Origin of the sequence: Pseudoalteromonas sp. 13-15 (assembly GCF_001468205.2) — a bacterium.
GTDB classification, from domain to species: Bacteria; Pseudomonadota; Gammaproteobacteria; order Enterobacterales; family Alteromonadaceae; genus Pseudoalteromonas; species Pseudoalteromonas marina.
Window position 1 is genome coordinate 1882221 of record NZ_CP019162.1, and the last position, 14392, is coordinate 1896612.

Below are 14392 nucleotides of genomic sequence, written 5' to 3' on the forward strand. Positions count from 1 at the left end.
ATTTACTGTGATTGCATTGCAAAATCGATTTGTTCGTAGCTAAAACCTCGATACATTAAGTAGCGCACGCGCTTAGCCTTGGCTTTGTAATCGAGGTTTGCCGGTGTATTTGAATATTTTTTGTTATACGCATCCTGCGCAAGCTCAAACCAGTCTATTTCAAGCTCTTCAACTACTCTTTCAAGTAGCGAACGGTCAATCCCTTTACCCATGGCCTCGCTTTGAATTCGCTTAAGCCCATGGCATTTAAAAATGTGTTTTCTTACAAAGCCTTCACAGTAACGTTGCTCGTTTATAAAATTGTGCTTTTCGCACCAATCAAGCAAGTTTTCGATAAACTCATCTGTGGCTTCTTTTTGCTGTAATTTAAAGGTTAACTCACGACGCGAGTATTCTTGGCGCCCGAGTAACCAAAGTACATAATTTTTTAATTTTTGTTTTAACTTATCATCCATTAAGCGTCAAAGCGTCCGCTTGTTTCACTGCTTAGTGGCTTAACATTTTTGTCGTCACTTGGCGGGACAATCGGCATAAAAATCGCCTGATAAGAAACAAAAAAACTAATGTAGCAAATCGGCATTAAAATCAACAGTGGTAAGAACGATAAGAACATAGAAACCGCCATAAATAGTACGCAAATAACGCCAAAAACACTCAACGGAAACAAATTATGATAAAAAACCATAAGCGATTGCTTAAGCGCCGTTAAAATACGTTGCTCTTTATTAAAATAAACAAGCGGTACCGCATAGGCAAAGGCCGTTAAATAAATAAGCATGGCAATAAAAAATAAAATAACACTCGCACCCGAAATACTCGCAATAGTTTGCTCAAGTGCAGCTTGAGGTTCAAGCCCTGGCTGGCTCATAATTGCCACGGCATCGGCAAATAAACCGTTTGCTAATAACGCCATTAAAATACCCGCCCCCATTTGGTATAACGCCAAACGCACCAAACCTAAACGGTTTCCTTTAGCTGAAAATGGCTTAAGAATATCAGCTAACATTATTTTACCGCCTTGCTGTTTGGTCAGCACTGCTTGGTAAAATCCGGCAGTTAAAAAAGGCGTAGCCAGTGCAGCAACCACTTGTAGTAAAGGTAAAAACAACGACAGTAAGCCCACAATGCCAATAAATAAATGCATAAAAATAAACGTCATTGGCTGGGTTTTAAAAATAAGCCATCCCGCTTTTAACCACTTTAGCCCGGCATCTGCTTTAAATACTCGTAATTGTGTAGACATACTTGCTCTTAATTTATAACGAAACACGCCAAGTATAACTTGGCGTTGGGTGGGATCACAGAGGCAGACCAGTAATATTAAGGTTTTTTAATTTTTTTAATATCTAGCATATGTGCGCCATGCTTTATTTTGGTTTCTAAGTAGGCTTTATTACCTGCTACACCCGCCTTTATGTGTGCGTGTGTACCAATAACTGTATCAACTTCAATACCCGCATCTTTCAAAGCATTGAGTTTTTTAGGATTGTTGGTCATTAATTTAACGTGCTTTAAGTTAAGCGCATTAAGCATTAATACCGCATCCGAAAAGTCGCGTAAGTCGTCTGCAAAGCCTAAATGGTTATTGGCCTCGTAAGTATTCATACCTTGCGATTGCAGTACGTAAGCATCAATTTTATTGTATAAACCAATACCGCGGCCTTCTTGGCGTAAGTAAAGCAAAATACCGCCTTGCTCGTGCATCATTTCAATACATTCGTTTAACTGTTCGCCGCAATCACAGCGTGACGAATGAAAAACATCCCCCGTTAAACACTCCGAATGCATACGAATAAGCGGTACATCTTGCTCGGTATCGGCGTTGTTAAACACCATAGCAATATGCTCTTGGCCATCTTTTAGGTCAGTAAATGACACTATTTCTGCAGGGATATCACTATTTTTGCCAACATTAAGTTGGACTCTTGCTCTTACTTGCGCCACGACAAATCCAAATATTTAAATAACTACGACACGACAATAAAGTGATAATATCACAAAGGAGTAAAATTAGATCGTAGTACAACATTGTTTATCGCAATTATATGGCGACGACAGCGCCTGTTTTCAATGACTAACCTTAATTAACCCGAACTCGGGATAATAAACCTATCTCTAGCAGCTATTTTCAGCGCTAACTGCGTTGAATTTACTTGCAATAGGCCAGCTATTGACGCATAAACTCGCCTTGTTTTCATTGAAAACATCTGGCTAGAGAAAAAACCTAAAATATCACTACTTTTCAATATTTTAACAAGTCTCTTAACCAGCGCTCTTGTTAAGTAAAAAACACATTAAATCAGCATATAACATTGGCTTTTCGTACCTATTTAATGACAATAACTATCATCTGTAGTAAGTTATTTTTAGTTAAATTTATCTGAATTTTAAATAAAACGTTTAATATCACGAGAGTAATGACATTTAAGTCTACTGCTTTTTAACCAACGCTTTTAGTGAATAAAATTTAAAGTTAGCGCTGTAATTACCACTTAGCATAGAGTTATTATTCAAAGTTCAGGTTCACAATTAATAAGGATCATTATGAAGCCACAACACCTAGCCCTATTTGTTGGATTAAGCTTATCTGCCTTTACAAATAATACCCTTGCTAGCCAAACTGACAACGCTAAAGCGGCTTTTTCAACTGCCTATCAAAGTTACCTAAACGCAGTAGAAACAAAACACGATATTGAGCAAGCCGCAAAACGAGCTTACACTACAGGCCTTACTTTTTACGGCGATAAAAGCGACAACACAGCAAACCTTGCTATTAATTATGCTAAAGCCATTACACCGCCAAGCACAACAGGCAACAAAAAAAACATAAGGCAGCAGCGTTATAGCCTTTACTCGCAAGCGTATACAATTTTAGCGGATAACCACGGCAAAAATGCATTACAAACGCTCGACGCACTTTTAGGTAAAGCCGAAAATGCTAAATCAGCGTCTTTGGCAGAAGATCATCTCGAACGTATAATCGATATTGCTAAAGCACAAAATAAACCAAAATTTGTTGCCGATATGCAATTTGAAGCCGCGTCGTTGTTAGCAAGTAAGTTTGCACATAAAAAGTTTCGTGCAGCGCAAAAGTTATTGAACGAAGCCGATGAGTACTACCGTGAAAATTTAGACGAAAACACGGTTGAGCGAATCAAAACAGACTTTTTAGTCGCCTCGTTTGCGCAAAGTAAGAGAAAATATAAAAAAGCGATTGAGCGTTTAAATCATGTTGTTTCGGTATTTGATAGCAACCTAAGCTTTGATCATAACGCCGAACTTACCGCGCACTCAAAACTTGTAAACCTTTACGAAAAAACAGGTCAAAGCGAACAAGCAACTAAACATTGTTTAGCTATTGCCGAAATGGTGCCATGGAAAGACTCACAAGAACAAACACCGGTATACCGCCAACCACCTAAGTACCCAGTAAATAAAGCACGCCAAAATACAGATGGTATTGTTGTTCTTCAGTTTGATGTAGACACTGCCGGATTTGTAAAAAACTCATCAGTAATAAGCTCAGAAGGTGGCCACGCATTTGAAAAGTCAGCATTAGAGGCACTTAAAAAATGGCGTTACGCACCCAAATTTGAAAACGGAAGCCCCGTAGTAGCAAGCACCCAGGTGCAAATAGATTTTAAAATAAATCGCTAGCGGTTTTACAAATAAAAAAGGCGCTATTTAGCGCCTTTTTTATTTTTATTCACGACGCCCTAAAATTCGTAACTAATACGAATAGCACCATCGGCTCTTTTTTCGTTACTGTCACTTGTTTTACCATAGCCTGCATCAAGTATTAGTCTAAAACCACTATTATTTAAGCCGTTAAAGTTATAACTGTATGTAAGCCCAATACCATTTGTGGTTTCATCATCAAATATTTGCCCTAGCGCACATCCAAAAATATTACCTAGCTCGCTAGCAATGTCGTCAGTGTTTGTGCTTTCACATGGTTGGTCGGTATCACGTGCGCCAATAGCCCCAACTAACACACCCAATGCGTGTTTATTGTTATCACTAACTGCGTGTTCAAAACCCACTGAAAAGCCATCATCTAGGCCAATTTTATAGTTTGCGTACCAGCGCTGAGAATTGTTATCTGCCGATAACGACACTTCAGGTACAACCAAGTAAGGATAGCCACCCCCAATCGAAAAGCTCACATCATTAGCAAAAGCAGAACCCGAACCAAGTGATAAAACCAGTAGTAATATTTTTGTATTCATAATATTCCTTTTGAGTAAGGATAAATCGTACTCAATTAAGGAACAAAGGGCAATAAAACAAATGTTCGGTAATGTAACAAACTGATAAGAGGCACTTACATTTTAGCAAGTATGTTATCGCTGGCCGCTTCTATTAAATCAAGTACGTTTTCAAAGCCGTCGTCACCACCGTAATAGGGATCAGGTATGGCACTTGTGCTTTGCTCCCCATACTCTAAAAACAACGCTAACTTATAGTGTAAATGCGTTGGGCACTGCTCTTTTAAATCAGTTAAATTTTGTTTGTCGGCTGCTAAAATTAAATCAAACTCGGTAAAGTCGCTAGTGCGAACTTTACGCGAGTGTATTCCTTTAAAGCTATAGCCGCGCTTTTCACCCGCCGCCATTGAACGGCTATCGGGCGATTTTCCTTCGTGATAGCCAATTGTACCTGCAGAATCGACCACCACCTTTACACCCAAGGCTTTTGCACGCGCTTTTAAAACCGCCTCAGCAGTAGGTGAACGGCAAATATTACCTAAACATACAATCAGTACCTTTTTCATAGCGGCTCCTTAAATTAGGCTTTAAAACTGTTTTAATATGCTCTCTTCGTAATCGTCAGCATTTAGCGTTAAATTAAACTGCGCGGCAACCGAATCTAACTCAGCTTGTTTAATGGCTAGGTCTTCCATTGTTATGAGGTTGTCATCTAGCTGCCACAATAAACGCGATCCCGCATAACTGTAATGAATGGCTAATAGTGCAGCAGGGTTACCTTCGCGCCCAGCCGCTTTTAACTTTGGCATTTTACGGGTTATTTTATTAAGTGCCTGTTTTAGCTCCCATACATAAACCACTTCGGTCATATAAGGATGAGTACGGTATTTATTTAACAACCACCCTATGGCTAAACTTGTAATAACCACACCAGTTAAGTTCCAATGAAAATGGCTTCCGCTTTCATCCGGAAACAACGCAATCAGCGTTTGCGATATAGCTAAGCTTCCCGCCGCAAGCGAGGCCGCACAGCCCACAATGACACGATTTAAATGCTTACGGTAACGCGCTTTATTTATTTCAATGAGTTGCATAACAGCCTAAAAAGTTAATAAGTAAAAGAATGCGAAACGCTATTGTAACTAAACCCCGCATTTTTTATAAAAATATTTCACCCCTTTTTGATTTGCCACCCGTTATAGCTCTGAAAACCACATAATGAGTTAACTAGGAGCGGCTTATGCACACACTTGAAACCCCAAATAACCCAACATTTATAAAAACATCAACCGCCGTAATTGGTGGTGCAGCAATGACCTTTGCCGCCTTTGCATTTATGCAATACCTAATCAGTGGCGACCAACGCGCACCACTAGACCCTGGCAAAGAAATAACGGTTGAAATATTTAAAGTGCCTGAAGATTCAAAAGTAAGACACATAGATAAAATGCCAGAACCACCTACACCAAAAATGCCGCCTAAAGCGCCACCGCGTGTAACACCGAGTGCCGACCCCGTTATGGCAATCAACACGGCGCCGCCATTAATAATGGATGACTTTGGTGACGGCATTAACAATACCCTTAACCGCCCAACGGGAGATGCCTCACCCATTGTGCGCATAAATCCAAAGTACCCAACCACCGCTGCGCGTGATGGAATAGAAGGCTGGGTACAACTTAGCTTTAATATTTCGCCCACTGGCGAAGTAATTGACGCGGTAGTTTTAAACGCCGAACCAAAACGTATTTTTAACCGCGAAGCACTACGCGCTATTAAACGTTGGAAATACCGCCCAAAAGTAATTGAAGGTGTGGCACAATTACAAACAGATCAAACGGTTCAACTTGATTTTAAATTAGATAACTCTATTTAACGGACTAAACGCCTATGCTAATGAGTATTAAAACCTGGTTATTTGAAACGCCCAGCAAAGACTGCATGGCGCGTTATGCAAAAAGTGGAGAAAACCGTCATTTAGAGCAGCTTATTGCCCTCTACAGTAACGATTTATACCACTACCTAGTTACGCAATCTAATACTCACTTAGCATACGACGTAAGCCAGCAAACGTGGCTAAAAGTAATTGAAAAGCGCCACCTTTACAAAGCGCAAACCACGCCTAAAGCGTGGTTGTTTAAACTCGCACGTAACACGCTAATAGACGAATACCGTAAACAGCAACACTTTGTGGAGCTAGACGAAAACAGCCTACAACCTTTGCAAAGTAGCAATCAAAGCGAATTAGCACGTAGTGACTCGCACATAGGTGACACACATATTAGTTACGAAGCATTCAACACGGCGCTCAAGCAACTGAGCTTTGTGCAGCGCGAAGCCATCACCTTACAACAAGAAGGTTTTAGCCTTGCCGACATAGAGCTTATAACGCAAAGCAACGCCCAAACCATAAAAACAAGACTGCGCTACGCCAAACAAAACCTAAAACAATTATTAGGAGATTATAATGAACAAGCCTGATGAGCAGTTTGATGAAAAGCTTACAAACCACTTTAAAGCGCGTAAAGCACGTACCACCCTTTCGCATGCTCAAAAACAGGCGTTAAAACACAGCCTAGCTCAAAAACAACCTAAAAAGTTAGGCTTTGCCCTGCAACTCACAAGCCTTACCTGCGCTCTGGGCTTACTGGCCTTTATAGTGCTCGACAGCAACAACGTGATAAATACCGCCCCTAAAACCGTATTAAACACCATAGACATTCACGACTACTCGTTTATAACAACGCATGAAATAGATCAAACAGGCAGCTATGCAAGCGCCATAACGCAACAAAAACGCGCGCTCGACACCCAATTAGCAAACGATTTACGCCGCCACCAGCAACGCCACATAGAATACGGCACGCTCGTAAAGGTCGACAACGACTGGTACATAGCCAGCTGTAATGACGAGGTACTCGTGCAAATTAAACAGTCGCTCTTAAGTGATTTAAAGGGAAGGCACGCAGTAGAGAGTAATATAAACACCGGCGATATGCTGGCCATGGCGCATAACGGCAAAGGGCAGATTGTAGGACTTAAACATGCCGGGGTTGGGGCGAAGCAATGTAAGGCTTAGGTTTAAAGGTAATTTGCCAAAAACCTAGCCAATATTTAAGTGGTTATTTAACAAAGCTTACTACTCCGCAGGCTTGTAGTGTCGGATATAACGATAGACGAATGTATTGTTATCAAGCTCGTCGCAATAACTCTTAAAATCATCACTGAGCATCATTTGAATGTCGTTTATAATCGCTTGCTCTTGAACATGTTTATCAAAGCTTAATAATAGCTGGCGGCCTTGTTTAGCATCAACAAGGCAACCAAAATTATAAATTGCAAATAACCTTGCAAATTTATCTCCTGCTTCTTCTGCTTGTAAAAGCAGCGCTTGTCCTCTGTCGTTATTAATAATACGGCCAAGGATAAATTGAGCCCGCGGGTCTGATTGTTTATCAGCTAAGTAACGCAGTATAACTTCAGCCTGAAAGCTGTCTTGCGGAAAATCACCATGATATTGTCCTTTCTCGTCAAAGTGACGGCCTGAATAATACGCATAAGCGTATGTTAGTGCTTTTTTTATGCTCATACCCGCAAGGGTTTCATCGTCAGTATTGATGTGTTTGTTTCTAAACTGCTGTGCTTGTTCATCGTAATACGCTTGTTCGAATTCTATGGCCTTATTTTCTTTAAAAATAATCACGCTTACAACGGTTAGAAAACCAGTTGCTAAAGACAACCCCGTTACTAAGGGAAGCACCACAAACCAGCGGTTTTTAAACTGTTTTTGTTGTTGGTATTCGTCTGATTCGAACACGCTATCAAACGCTTTATATTCGTGAAAAGAGATGTTAATACGTGAAAAATACATAGCACACCACGCACCCACTATATATACACCGACAACAATAACAGCAAGGACATTACCACCTAATAGCATGTCTAATTGCAATGCAGAAAAAACCACACAAAAGTGCGCCAACACTCCAATAAATGCAAATATACGCTCATAGCCTCGTCCATGAATTCGCACAGCTAAGCCAATTAACACGCCGCTTATAATAAGCATGGCAATACCCGCGCCCGGCTTTAACTGATAAATAAATGCCCATAGTACTAAAATTGGCATACTCCAAAAGGCCGCACCTAACGCTGCCGACAGCGATGTTTGATTTTTTATTTTTTGAAATGCACTATTTTGGGCTTCAAGGTCAGCTTGCATTGTAAGTCCTTATACTGTTGTTAAATTTGATAATAATATAACTAGGCTTCAGTTTCAGCAGGAATTTATAAGGGAAATTTTATAAGTGGCTGGCTTTATTTGTGCCTTTATAAAATACAGATTTACATTATCGGGCTTAATTTTATCAACACATAATTGTAAATGATGTGATAAACCTATTTAACTTATGCATTGTTTGCAATATAGAACAAAAAAGCCTGCGATTAAGCAGGCTTTTAAATATTTGAGTTCCGAGTTTTTACAGCACAATAATGCTAATAACCAAATAAGCAATAAAGGTCAGTGCGCCACCAAATAACGCATACGGTAGCTGCGTTTTAACGTGAGTGAGTAAGTCACACCCCGATGCAAGCGCCGATACCGCGCTGGTGTCGGATATAGGCGAACAGTGATCGCCAAATATGCCGCCGCCCAAAATAGCGCCTACAACCAATGAAGGTGGTAGACCCAGTGCTTGTATGAGCGGTACGCCAATGGGGATAAGTATGGCAAACGTGCCCCACGATGTCCCCGTAGTAAACGACATAACCGCCCCTGTTAAAAACAGCACGGGCACTATTAAGTAAATAGGTAAGTAGTCGCCCACCAATGACGCAACAAACACACCCGTACCTAGCTCTTTTAAGCTTGCACCTAGCGTAAGCGAAAGCAAAACAATGCTTACTAACGGGAGTAATTCACCCATGCCTTTAAAGCCAGTATCAACCAATTGGTGGTGGGTAAATTGGCGCGAACTAATCATTAGTAAGTAAGCAACCACAATCGCGAGCACAGTTGCATATAATACCGATTTAGAGCCGCTACCTTCTGCCAACACACCGTTACCAGTGTAAAACATAAAGCCTACCATGCTGGCAATTAGCGTAAATAATGGCACTAACATAAAGCGCGCTTTAGAGCCTTTTACTTCTTCTTTTAGCTCGTTAGTTTGTAGCTCTAATTTTTGTTCGGCCTCTTTCATTGGGCCGTGTACTTTATCAAATGCAATGGTGTAAAAAACAATAACCAAGGTAATTATGGCGTAAAAGTTATACCCAACGCTGCCCCACAATACCGATACCGCGGATTCGCCCAATTCGTAATTACCTAATAAGCCCAGTACAAATGCCCCCCAGCCGTTAAGTAGTATTAAAATACACACAGGGGCACTGGTACTATCTATAATGTAGGCAAGGCGTGCACGGCTCATTTTAAATTTGTCGAACAGGCCACGCGACAAAATACCCGACGTAAGCACGCTTAGGTTTGACTCTATAAACACCGCAACGCCAGTAAACATAGTTAAAAAGCCAACTTGGCGCTTACCTTTTGCAACCCCTTTGTTCATTAATAAGTTAACCGTTGCCGCCACACCGCCAGATTCGCGAATGTAGGCAAGTAAGGCACCTATTAAAATACTAAATATGAGTATGCGGCTGTTACCCGGCGAACTTGCCACCGAAATAATACGCTCTATGGTATTTAAAAATGTTGTAAATACGCTATTTCCTTCCCCTTGTAGGGCAAGTAAAAACTCAGAAGACGCCACGGCAACTAGCAGCGCCATAATGACTTCTTTGCGCCAAAACACGATAGCAATCGCAATTAGCGGCGGTAAAATAGAATACCAATGCATAAAAAGTTAACCTTAATTATTAACAACCCGCGCTTAAACGCTTATATGTTAAGCCCAAAACTTAAAAAGTGGCTTAATGGAGTAAACCGCCTAGCTTAATGGATTGATGTTGCCAAGTCACCTGCAAATAAGCCATTGGGCGTAACTGTATTAGCCCATTTTAACCTATACGATAATTTATTGATTTAACAGCGCTTCGTAAACAAGCGATACCACAGATCCGTATTGTGCGGTTTCGAATTGTTTGCCTGTAAATTCATAAAGTTTTTGTGTGCCTTTAATTGCAGTGTGGCGCGCGTTAGTAAGCAAAACAATGGCCAAGTCGTAAGCAGGATCGATTACTGTTACGGTGCCTGTCCAACCGGTATGGCCATACGCTTGTGAGCTGGCATAAGGGCCAAAGTGCCAACGCCGTGCTTGGTTATTGCCTGCAAGCCTAAAACCTAGGCCGTACGTTTCGTTAGTGCTTTGCGGCGTTAAAAACTGCGCTAAGGCACTTGCACTAAATAATTGTTGGTCGCCGTAGCCACCATTATTTAATAGTAGCTGGCAAAGCACAGCTAAATCGTGGGCGTTACTAAATAACCCGGCATGCCCAGCAACGCCGCCAAACGAGTAAAATGCGCGTTCGTCATGAACTTGGCCTTGCAACACATGTGTTCGAATATTATCAAAAGTAATACGCCCATCGCGGGTATTGCCGCTAAGTTCGGTGGCTGCAAATTGACTACGCTCAAAGCCTTTTTTAAGTGGGTTAAATAGCGTGTTACTCAGTGCAAGGGGTTTATAAACGTGCTGCTCTAAGTACTCGTCTAGTGGCTGCCCTGTTATGCGCTCAACCAATACACCTAAAATCATGTAATCAATATCAGAATACACATGTTGCATTGGCTTTTTGTTATTAAGCGGCACTTTGGTGAGCAAAAGCTGTTTAGTGGTTTGGCTATTTTGAGAATAAAATGCATCGCCTTGCTGTGTATCTTTTCGGTGAAAATCAAACACGGGTGGGTAGCCTGCGCTGTGAGTAAGTAACTCTTTTACTGTGCGTTGCTCTCGCCCACCGCCGATGTATTCTGTTAAATAAGTTTGCACGGGGTTGTTTATATTGAGTTGCCCTTCGCTTATTAGTTTCATGAGTGCAAAGTTAGTGGCAAATATTTTAGTGTTTGAGGCTAAGTCGAATAGAGTATTGGTTTGCATAGGCTCTGGGCGCAGTAGCATTAGATCGTTTTGCTGGTACTGCTTTGCATCACCATAAGCTGTAAGTTTTATTAGCTCGCCATTTTTAACAACCGCCAGCACTGCACCAGGAAACCCCGCTTTAATATCACGCTCAATAAGTTCATCAACGTCAGTAAAATCAACTGGCTTGTTAGGCGTTAAATTTAATGTAGGAAATGCAAAACGCAGCGTTAAGCTTGCGCCTTTAGGTAAAATATTTTCTACCTTAAATGTGTTTACCCCATTATGAGTATGCGCCGCTAAGCTGTAATTATAAAGCGTATTAGTGGTTAACGTATTGGTAGCAAGTTTTTGATTGTTTATGTAAATATCGGCACTTTCGGCGCTGTGGTTTTGTATTAATAATTGGCCGCGTCCTTTATACGCTTTAAATGTGCCACGGTTGTTTACATAAAACCGGCTACTTGGATTTGGCTCAGGAAAGCTGGCTACAACTTGTGCGTTTGGCAGCTCTATTAGCTGACTTTTAGTCAGCACTGGCTGCGATTTTAATGAGTTATGTGTACTACTGCAGCCTACAATAATTAAACTCAAAGCGGCTAACCATGCGTTTTTTATGAAGCGAGTATTTTTTAAAATAAATAACATGGTTAAGCCTTACTCATATAACAAATAAGGCGCTCGTTGCGCTTTAAATTGTGTAAGGCCGCGTTGCCAGCTTTGCTTTATTTGCGCAGCCGACTGCCCTGCCTCTATAGCTAAACGCAGTTTATTAGTACCTGCCAATTTATCCATAAAACCAGCGCGTTCAAAAAAGTCGACGTTATGTTTATTAAGGGTGGCGTAGGCGCTTATTAAGTACGTTAAATTTAGTCCTGTGGCGTTTACTTGCCTTAAATCAAGGCCATGTACCGTTGTATTTTTAAATTTAGGGTTTAAAGCGGCGCCTTTAATAGCGCGCGGTGTAAAATTAAAATCCCCTAATTTTACCGGCGAATAACCAATAACCTGAAACGCAAAATCGGTGCCGCGGCCAATGCTCACAGGGGTTGCTTCAAAAAAGCACAGCGATGGGTAAAGCGCGATTGATTGATCGTTTGGTAAATTAGGGCTGGGTTTTACAGGTAAGCTATAACGGGTTGTGCGTGTGTAACGATCAACGGGGATCACGGTGAGCTTTAGACCGGTGGCTTTATTGATCCAGCCCTCGCCTTTGATCATGTAAGCCAGCTCGCCTACCGTCATACCATGCAATACTGGGATTGGGTGCATGCCTACAAACGATTTAAATTCGCGCTCAAGAATTGGCCCGTCAATATAGGCAATATTGGGGTTTGGCCTATCAAGCACTATAAATTCAACACCTTGCTCAGCCGCAGCCTCCATCATGTAATGCATAGAGCTTATGTAAGTATAAAAACGTACACCCACATCTTGAATATCAAAAACAATAACATCTACATCGCTAAGAGCTTCAGCGCTTGGCTTTTTGTTTTTGCCATAAATAGAAACAAGCGGGATACCGGTTTTGCTATCAATGGCGTTTTTAACATGAGCACCGGCGTCGTGATCGCCTCTAAAACCATGCTCGGGTGCAAAAATTTTGGTTATGTTTATATTTTTACTAAGCAGGCTGTCAACCAAGTGTGCTTGCCCTACTAAAGATGTTTGATTTACCACTAACCCAACACGTTTATTTTGTAATTGCGGTAAGTACACTGCCGGTTGTTCAGCCCCTACGGTTACTGAATGCTTTGCTTCATTCGCGTGTGTGGTAATAGTAAAAAGCGCACTTAAACTCAATAAAAATATAAAAAATACGGTTTTAAACATACAGCAAGATCCTTTTAAACAAGGTGTTTAAAATACCACAGCTTAAGTTAAAGAGCAGCGAATGCTTTTGAGTAGATACATAAGTAATTAGAAGCTACGCTTCTCACGCGAACAAGTTCTGCGTCTACGACGATTTAAGCTTCAGCGTTTAATTACTCATAGTGGTTTTGAACTACTCATTTACTCCTCTTTCACTTCTCTTTGTGCAGTTCTTTTTTAAGACAAATTTTCCACAAGGAGATTTGCAGGCGCTGTGCTTATAAAGAAGTGACTAAATGGAAGATTTGGCAGTATGTATCATTAGGTTTAACTGATATCTGAAAGCTTTCTCAAATTTCAGGCACAAAAAAACCGACTTAATGTCGGCTTATTTATGAAAATGGTGGGCGCAGGAAGTACCTTCTAAGAGTGAACCTCTGACCGTCGGGTTCGTGGCTTGCTATTTTCCCATATTCACTTTATTTCAGGCACAAAAAAACCGACTTAGCGTCGGCTTATGTATGAAAGTGGTGGGCGCAGGAGGATTCGAACCTCCGACCGCCTGGTTCGTAGCCAGGTACTCTATCCAGCTGAGCTATGCGCCCACTTTCATTCTTTTTTACTTGTTTATACTCTAAGCAGAGTGTGTAAAAGTGGTGGGCGCAGGAGGATTCGAACCTCCGACCGCCTGGTTCGTAGCCAGGTACTCTATCCAGCTGAGCTATGCGCCCACTTTTACTATTTGCTTTTTTATACTCTAAGCAGAGTGTGTAAAGAGTGGTGGGCGCAGGAGGATTCGAACCTCCGACCGCCTGGTTCGTAGCCAGGTACTCTATCCAGCTGAGCTATGCGCCCATCTTTACGTTTACAAGATTTCGCCATTTAAAAAATGGTGGAGAGGGAGGGATTCGAACCCTCGATAGAGCTACAAACTCTATACTCCCTTAGCAGGGGAGCTCCTTCGGCCACTCGGACACCTCTCCGTCTTGTGGGGCGTATAATAAAGATTTCAGAAAATATGTCAAACACTTTTCTATCAAAAGTGTCTATATGGTTACAGAACACACATATGTTATGTTTTTATATTAAAGAAGCCTAATTTTTAAGCTAATTAACTCTCTTCGTTAGGCGTAAGTGTGTCGTCGGTTGGTACGCATTTATCTTTTAAACTAGCCAAGTACTGCTCTTGATAACCTAGTTGTTGAAACTCTGCAATGCATGCTCGGTAAAAAGCTTCTCGCTCTCGCTCTGTTTGACTGAGTTCTTCCGACTCTTCGATAGTTTTATCTGTCATTTTATTATTTTGTAAATCCGTTTTTATTATTTACAGCA

The 14392-nt window shown here is 41.2% G+C and carries 15 protein-coding genes and 4 tRNA genes; 4 read left to right on the top strand and 15 right to left on the bottom strand.

Going from position 1 to position 14392, the window contains the following annotated elements:
* Positions 1-2 precede the first annotated feature (2 nt).
* The 3 genes from ATS72_RS08745 to ATS72_RS08755 form a co-directional block, all read right to left on the bottom strand.
* On the bottom strand, positions 3-455 hold the full coding sequence (locus tag ATS72_RS08745; protein ID WP_058429740.1) for a regulatory protein RecX: 453 nt from the start codon (positions 453-455) through the stop codon (positions 3-5).
* Positions 455-1243, bottom strand: coding sequence for a BPSS1780 family membrane protein (locus tag ATS72_RS08750; RefSeq protein WP_058429739.1), 789 nt, complete (start codon positions 1241-1243; stop codon positions 455-457). Before ATS72_RS08750 ends, ATS72_RS08745 begins: the two co-directional genes overlap by 1 nt.
* 77 nt (positions 1244-1320) lie before the next feature.
* Positions 1321-1944 carry a GTP cyclohydrolase II gene (locus ATS72_RS08755; RefSeq protein ID WP_006794352.1) on the bottom strand — a complete coding sequence of 208 codons (624 nt, stop codon included), beginning with the start codon at positions 1942-1944 and terminating at the stop codon, positions 1321-1323.
* Positions 1945-2544: 600 nt separating this feature from the next.
* Between ATS72_RS08755 and ATS72_RS08760 the strand changes: the two genes are divergently transcribed.
* Positions 2545-3657: an energy transducer TonB gene (locus ATS72_RS08760; protein ID WP_058429738.1), complete on the top strand. Its 1113-nt coding sequence runs from the start codon at positions 2545-2547 to the stop codon at positions 3655-3657.
* A gap of 59 nt (positions 3658-3716) precedes the next feature.
* On the opposite strand, the gene ATS72_RS08765 is transcribed toward ATS72_RS08760, so the two are convergent.
* The 3 genes from ATS72_RS08765 to ATS72_RS08775 all read right to left on the bottom strand — a co-directional run bounded on the left by ATS72_RS08765 (position 3717) and on the right by ATS72_RS08775 (position 5302).
* Positions 3717-4229, bottom strand: coding sequence for a hypothetical protein (locus tag ATS72_RS08765; protein ID WP_008129036.1), 513 nt, complete (start codon positions 4227-4229; stop codon positions 3717-3719).
* Positions 4230-4324: 95 nt separating this feature from the next.
* Complete coding sequence (locus ATS72_RS08770) at positions 4325-4774, bottom strand: low molecular weight protein-tyrosine-phosphatase (protein ID WP_010556543.1); 450 nt, start codon at positions 4772-4774, stop codon at positions 4325-4327.
* A 21-nt stretch (positions 4775-4795) separates the two neighbouring features.
* The gene (locus ATS72_RS08775) at positions 4796-5302 is read right to left on the bottom strand and encodes a DUF3087 domain-containing protein (RefSeq protein WP_008129031.1); all 507 of its coding nucleotides are present in this window, start codon (positions 5300-5302) and stop codon (positions 4796-4798) included.
* Between the two features lie 146 nt (positions 5303-5448).
* Between ATS72_RS08775 and ATS72_RS08780 the strand changes: the two genes are divergently transcribed.
* Genes ATS72_RS08780 through ATS72_RS08790 form a run of 3 tightly spaced genes read left to right on the top strand, consistent with a single transcriptional unit; the run spans position 5449 to position 7287 of the window.
* A complete protein-coding gene (locus tag ATS72_RS08780; protein WP_008129029.1) occupies positions 5449-6084 on the top strand; it encodes an energy transducer TonB in 636 nt (211 codons plus the stop codon).
* 14 nt (positions 6085-6098) lie between these two features.
* Positions 6099-6689, top strand: a complete 591-nt coding sequence (locus ATS72_RS08785) for an RNA polymerase sigma factor (RefSeq protein WP_058429737.1) — start codon at positions 6099-6101, stop codon at positions 6687-6689.
* The gene (locus ATS72_RS08790; protein ID WP_058429736.1) at positions 6676-7287 is read left to right on the top strand and encodes a hypothetical protein; all 612 of its coding nucleotides are present in this window, start codon (positions 6676-6678) and stop codon (positions 7285-7287) included. The genes ATS72_RS08785 and ATS72_RS08790 overlap by 14 nt, the downstream gene beginning before the upstream one ends.
* Before the next feature lie 60 nt (positions 7288-7347).
* On the opposite strand, the gene ATS72_RS08795 is transcribed toward ATS72_RS08790, so the two are convergent.
* From ATS72_RS08795 to ATS72_RS08835, 9 genes are all read right to left on the bottom strand, one after another.
* Positions 7348-8430 carry a hypothetical protein gene (locus ATS72_RS08795; protein ID WP_058429735.1) on the bottom strand — a complete coding sequence of 361 codons (1083 nt, stop codon included), beginning with the start codon at positions 8428-8430 and terminating at the stop codon, positions 7348-7350.
* 259 nt (positions 8431-8689) lie between these two features.
* Positions 8690-10066: a Na+/H+ antiporter NhaC family protein gene (locus ATS72_RS08800; protein WP_006794362.1), complete on the bottom strand. Its 1377-nt coding sequence runs from the start codon at positions 10064-10066 to the stop codon at positions 8690-8692.
* Between the two features lie 177 nt (positions 10067-10243).
* On the bottom strand, positions 10244-11896 hold the full coding sequence (pbp4b, locus tag ATS72_RS08805; protein WP_058429734.1) for a penicillin binding protein PBP4B: 1653 nt from the start codon (positions 11894-11896) through the stop codon (positions 10244-10246).
* 9 nt (positions 11897-11905) lie between these two features.
* On the bottom strand, positions 11906-13081 hold the full coding sequence (locus tag ATS72_RS08810) for an exo-beta-N-acetylmuramidase NamZ family protein (protein WP_058429733.1): 1176 nt from the start codon (positions 13079-13081) through the stop codon (positions 11906-11908).
* A gap of 507 nt (positions 13082-13588) precedes the next feature.
* A tRNA-Arg gene (locus ATS72_RS08815) sits at positions 13589-13665 on the bottom strand.
* A gap of 49 nt (positions 13666-13714) precedes the next feature.
* Positions 13715-13791: transfer RNA gene (locus tag ATS72_RS08820), tRNA-Arg, on the bottom strand.
* A 47-nt stretch (positions 13792-13838) separates the two neighbouring features.
* A tRNA-Arg gene (locus tag ATS72_RS08825) sits at positions 13839-13915 on the bottom strand.
* Between the two features lie 35 nt (positions 13916-13950).
* Positions 13951-14043: transfer RNA gene (locus ATS72_RS08830), tRNA-Ser, on the bottom strand.
* Between the two features lie 128 nt (positions 14044-14171).
* The gene (locus ATS72_RS08835; protein ID WP_058429732.1) at positions 14172-14354 is read right to left on the bottom strand and encodes a hypothetical protein; all 183 of its coding nucleotides are present in this window, start codon (positions 14352-14354) and stop codon (positions 14172-14174) included.
* Between the last annotated feature and the right edge of the window lie 38 nt (positions 14355-14392).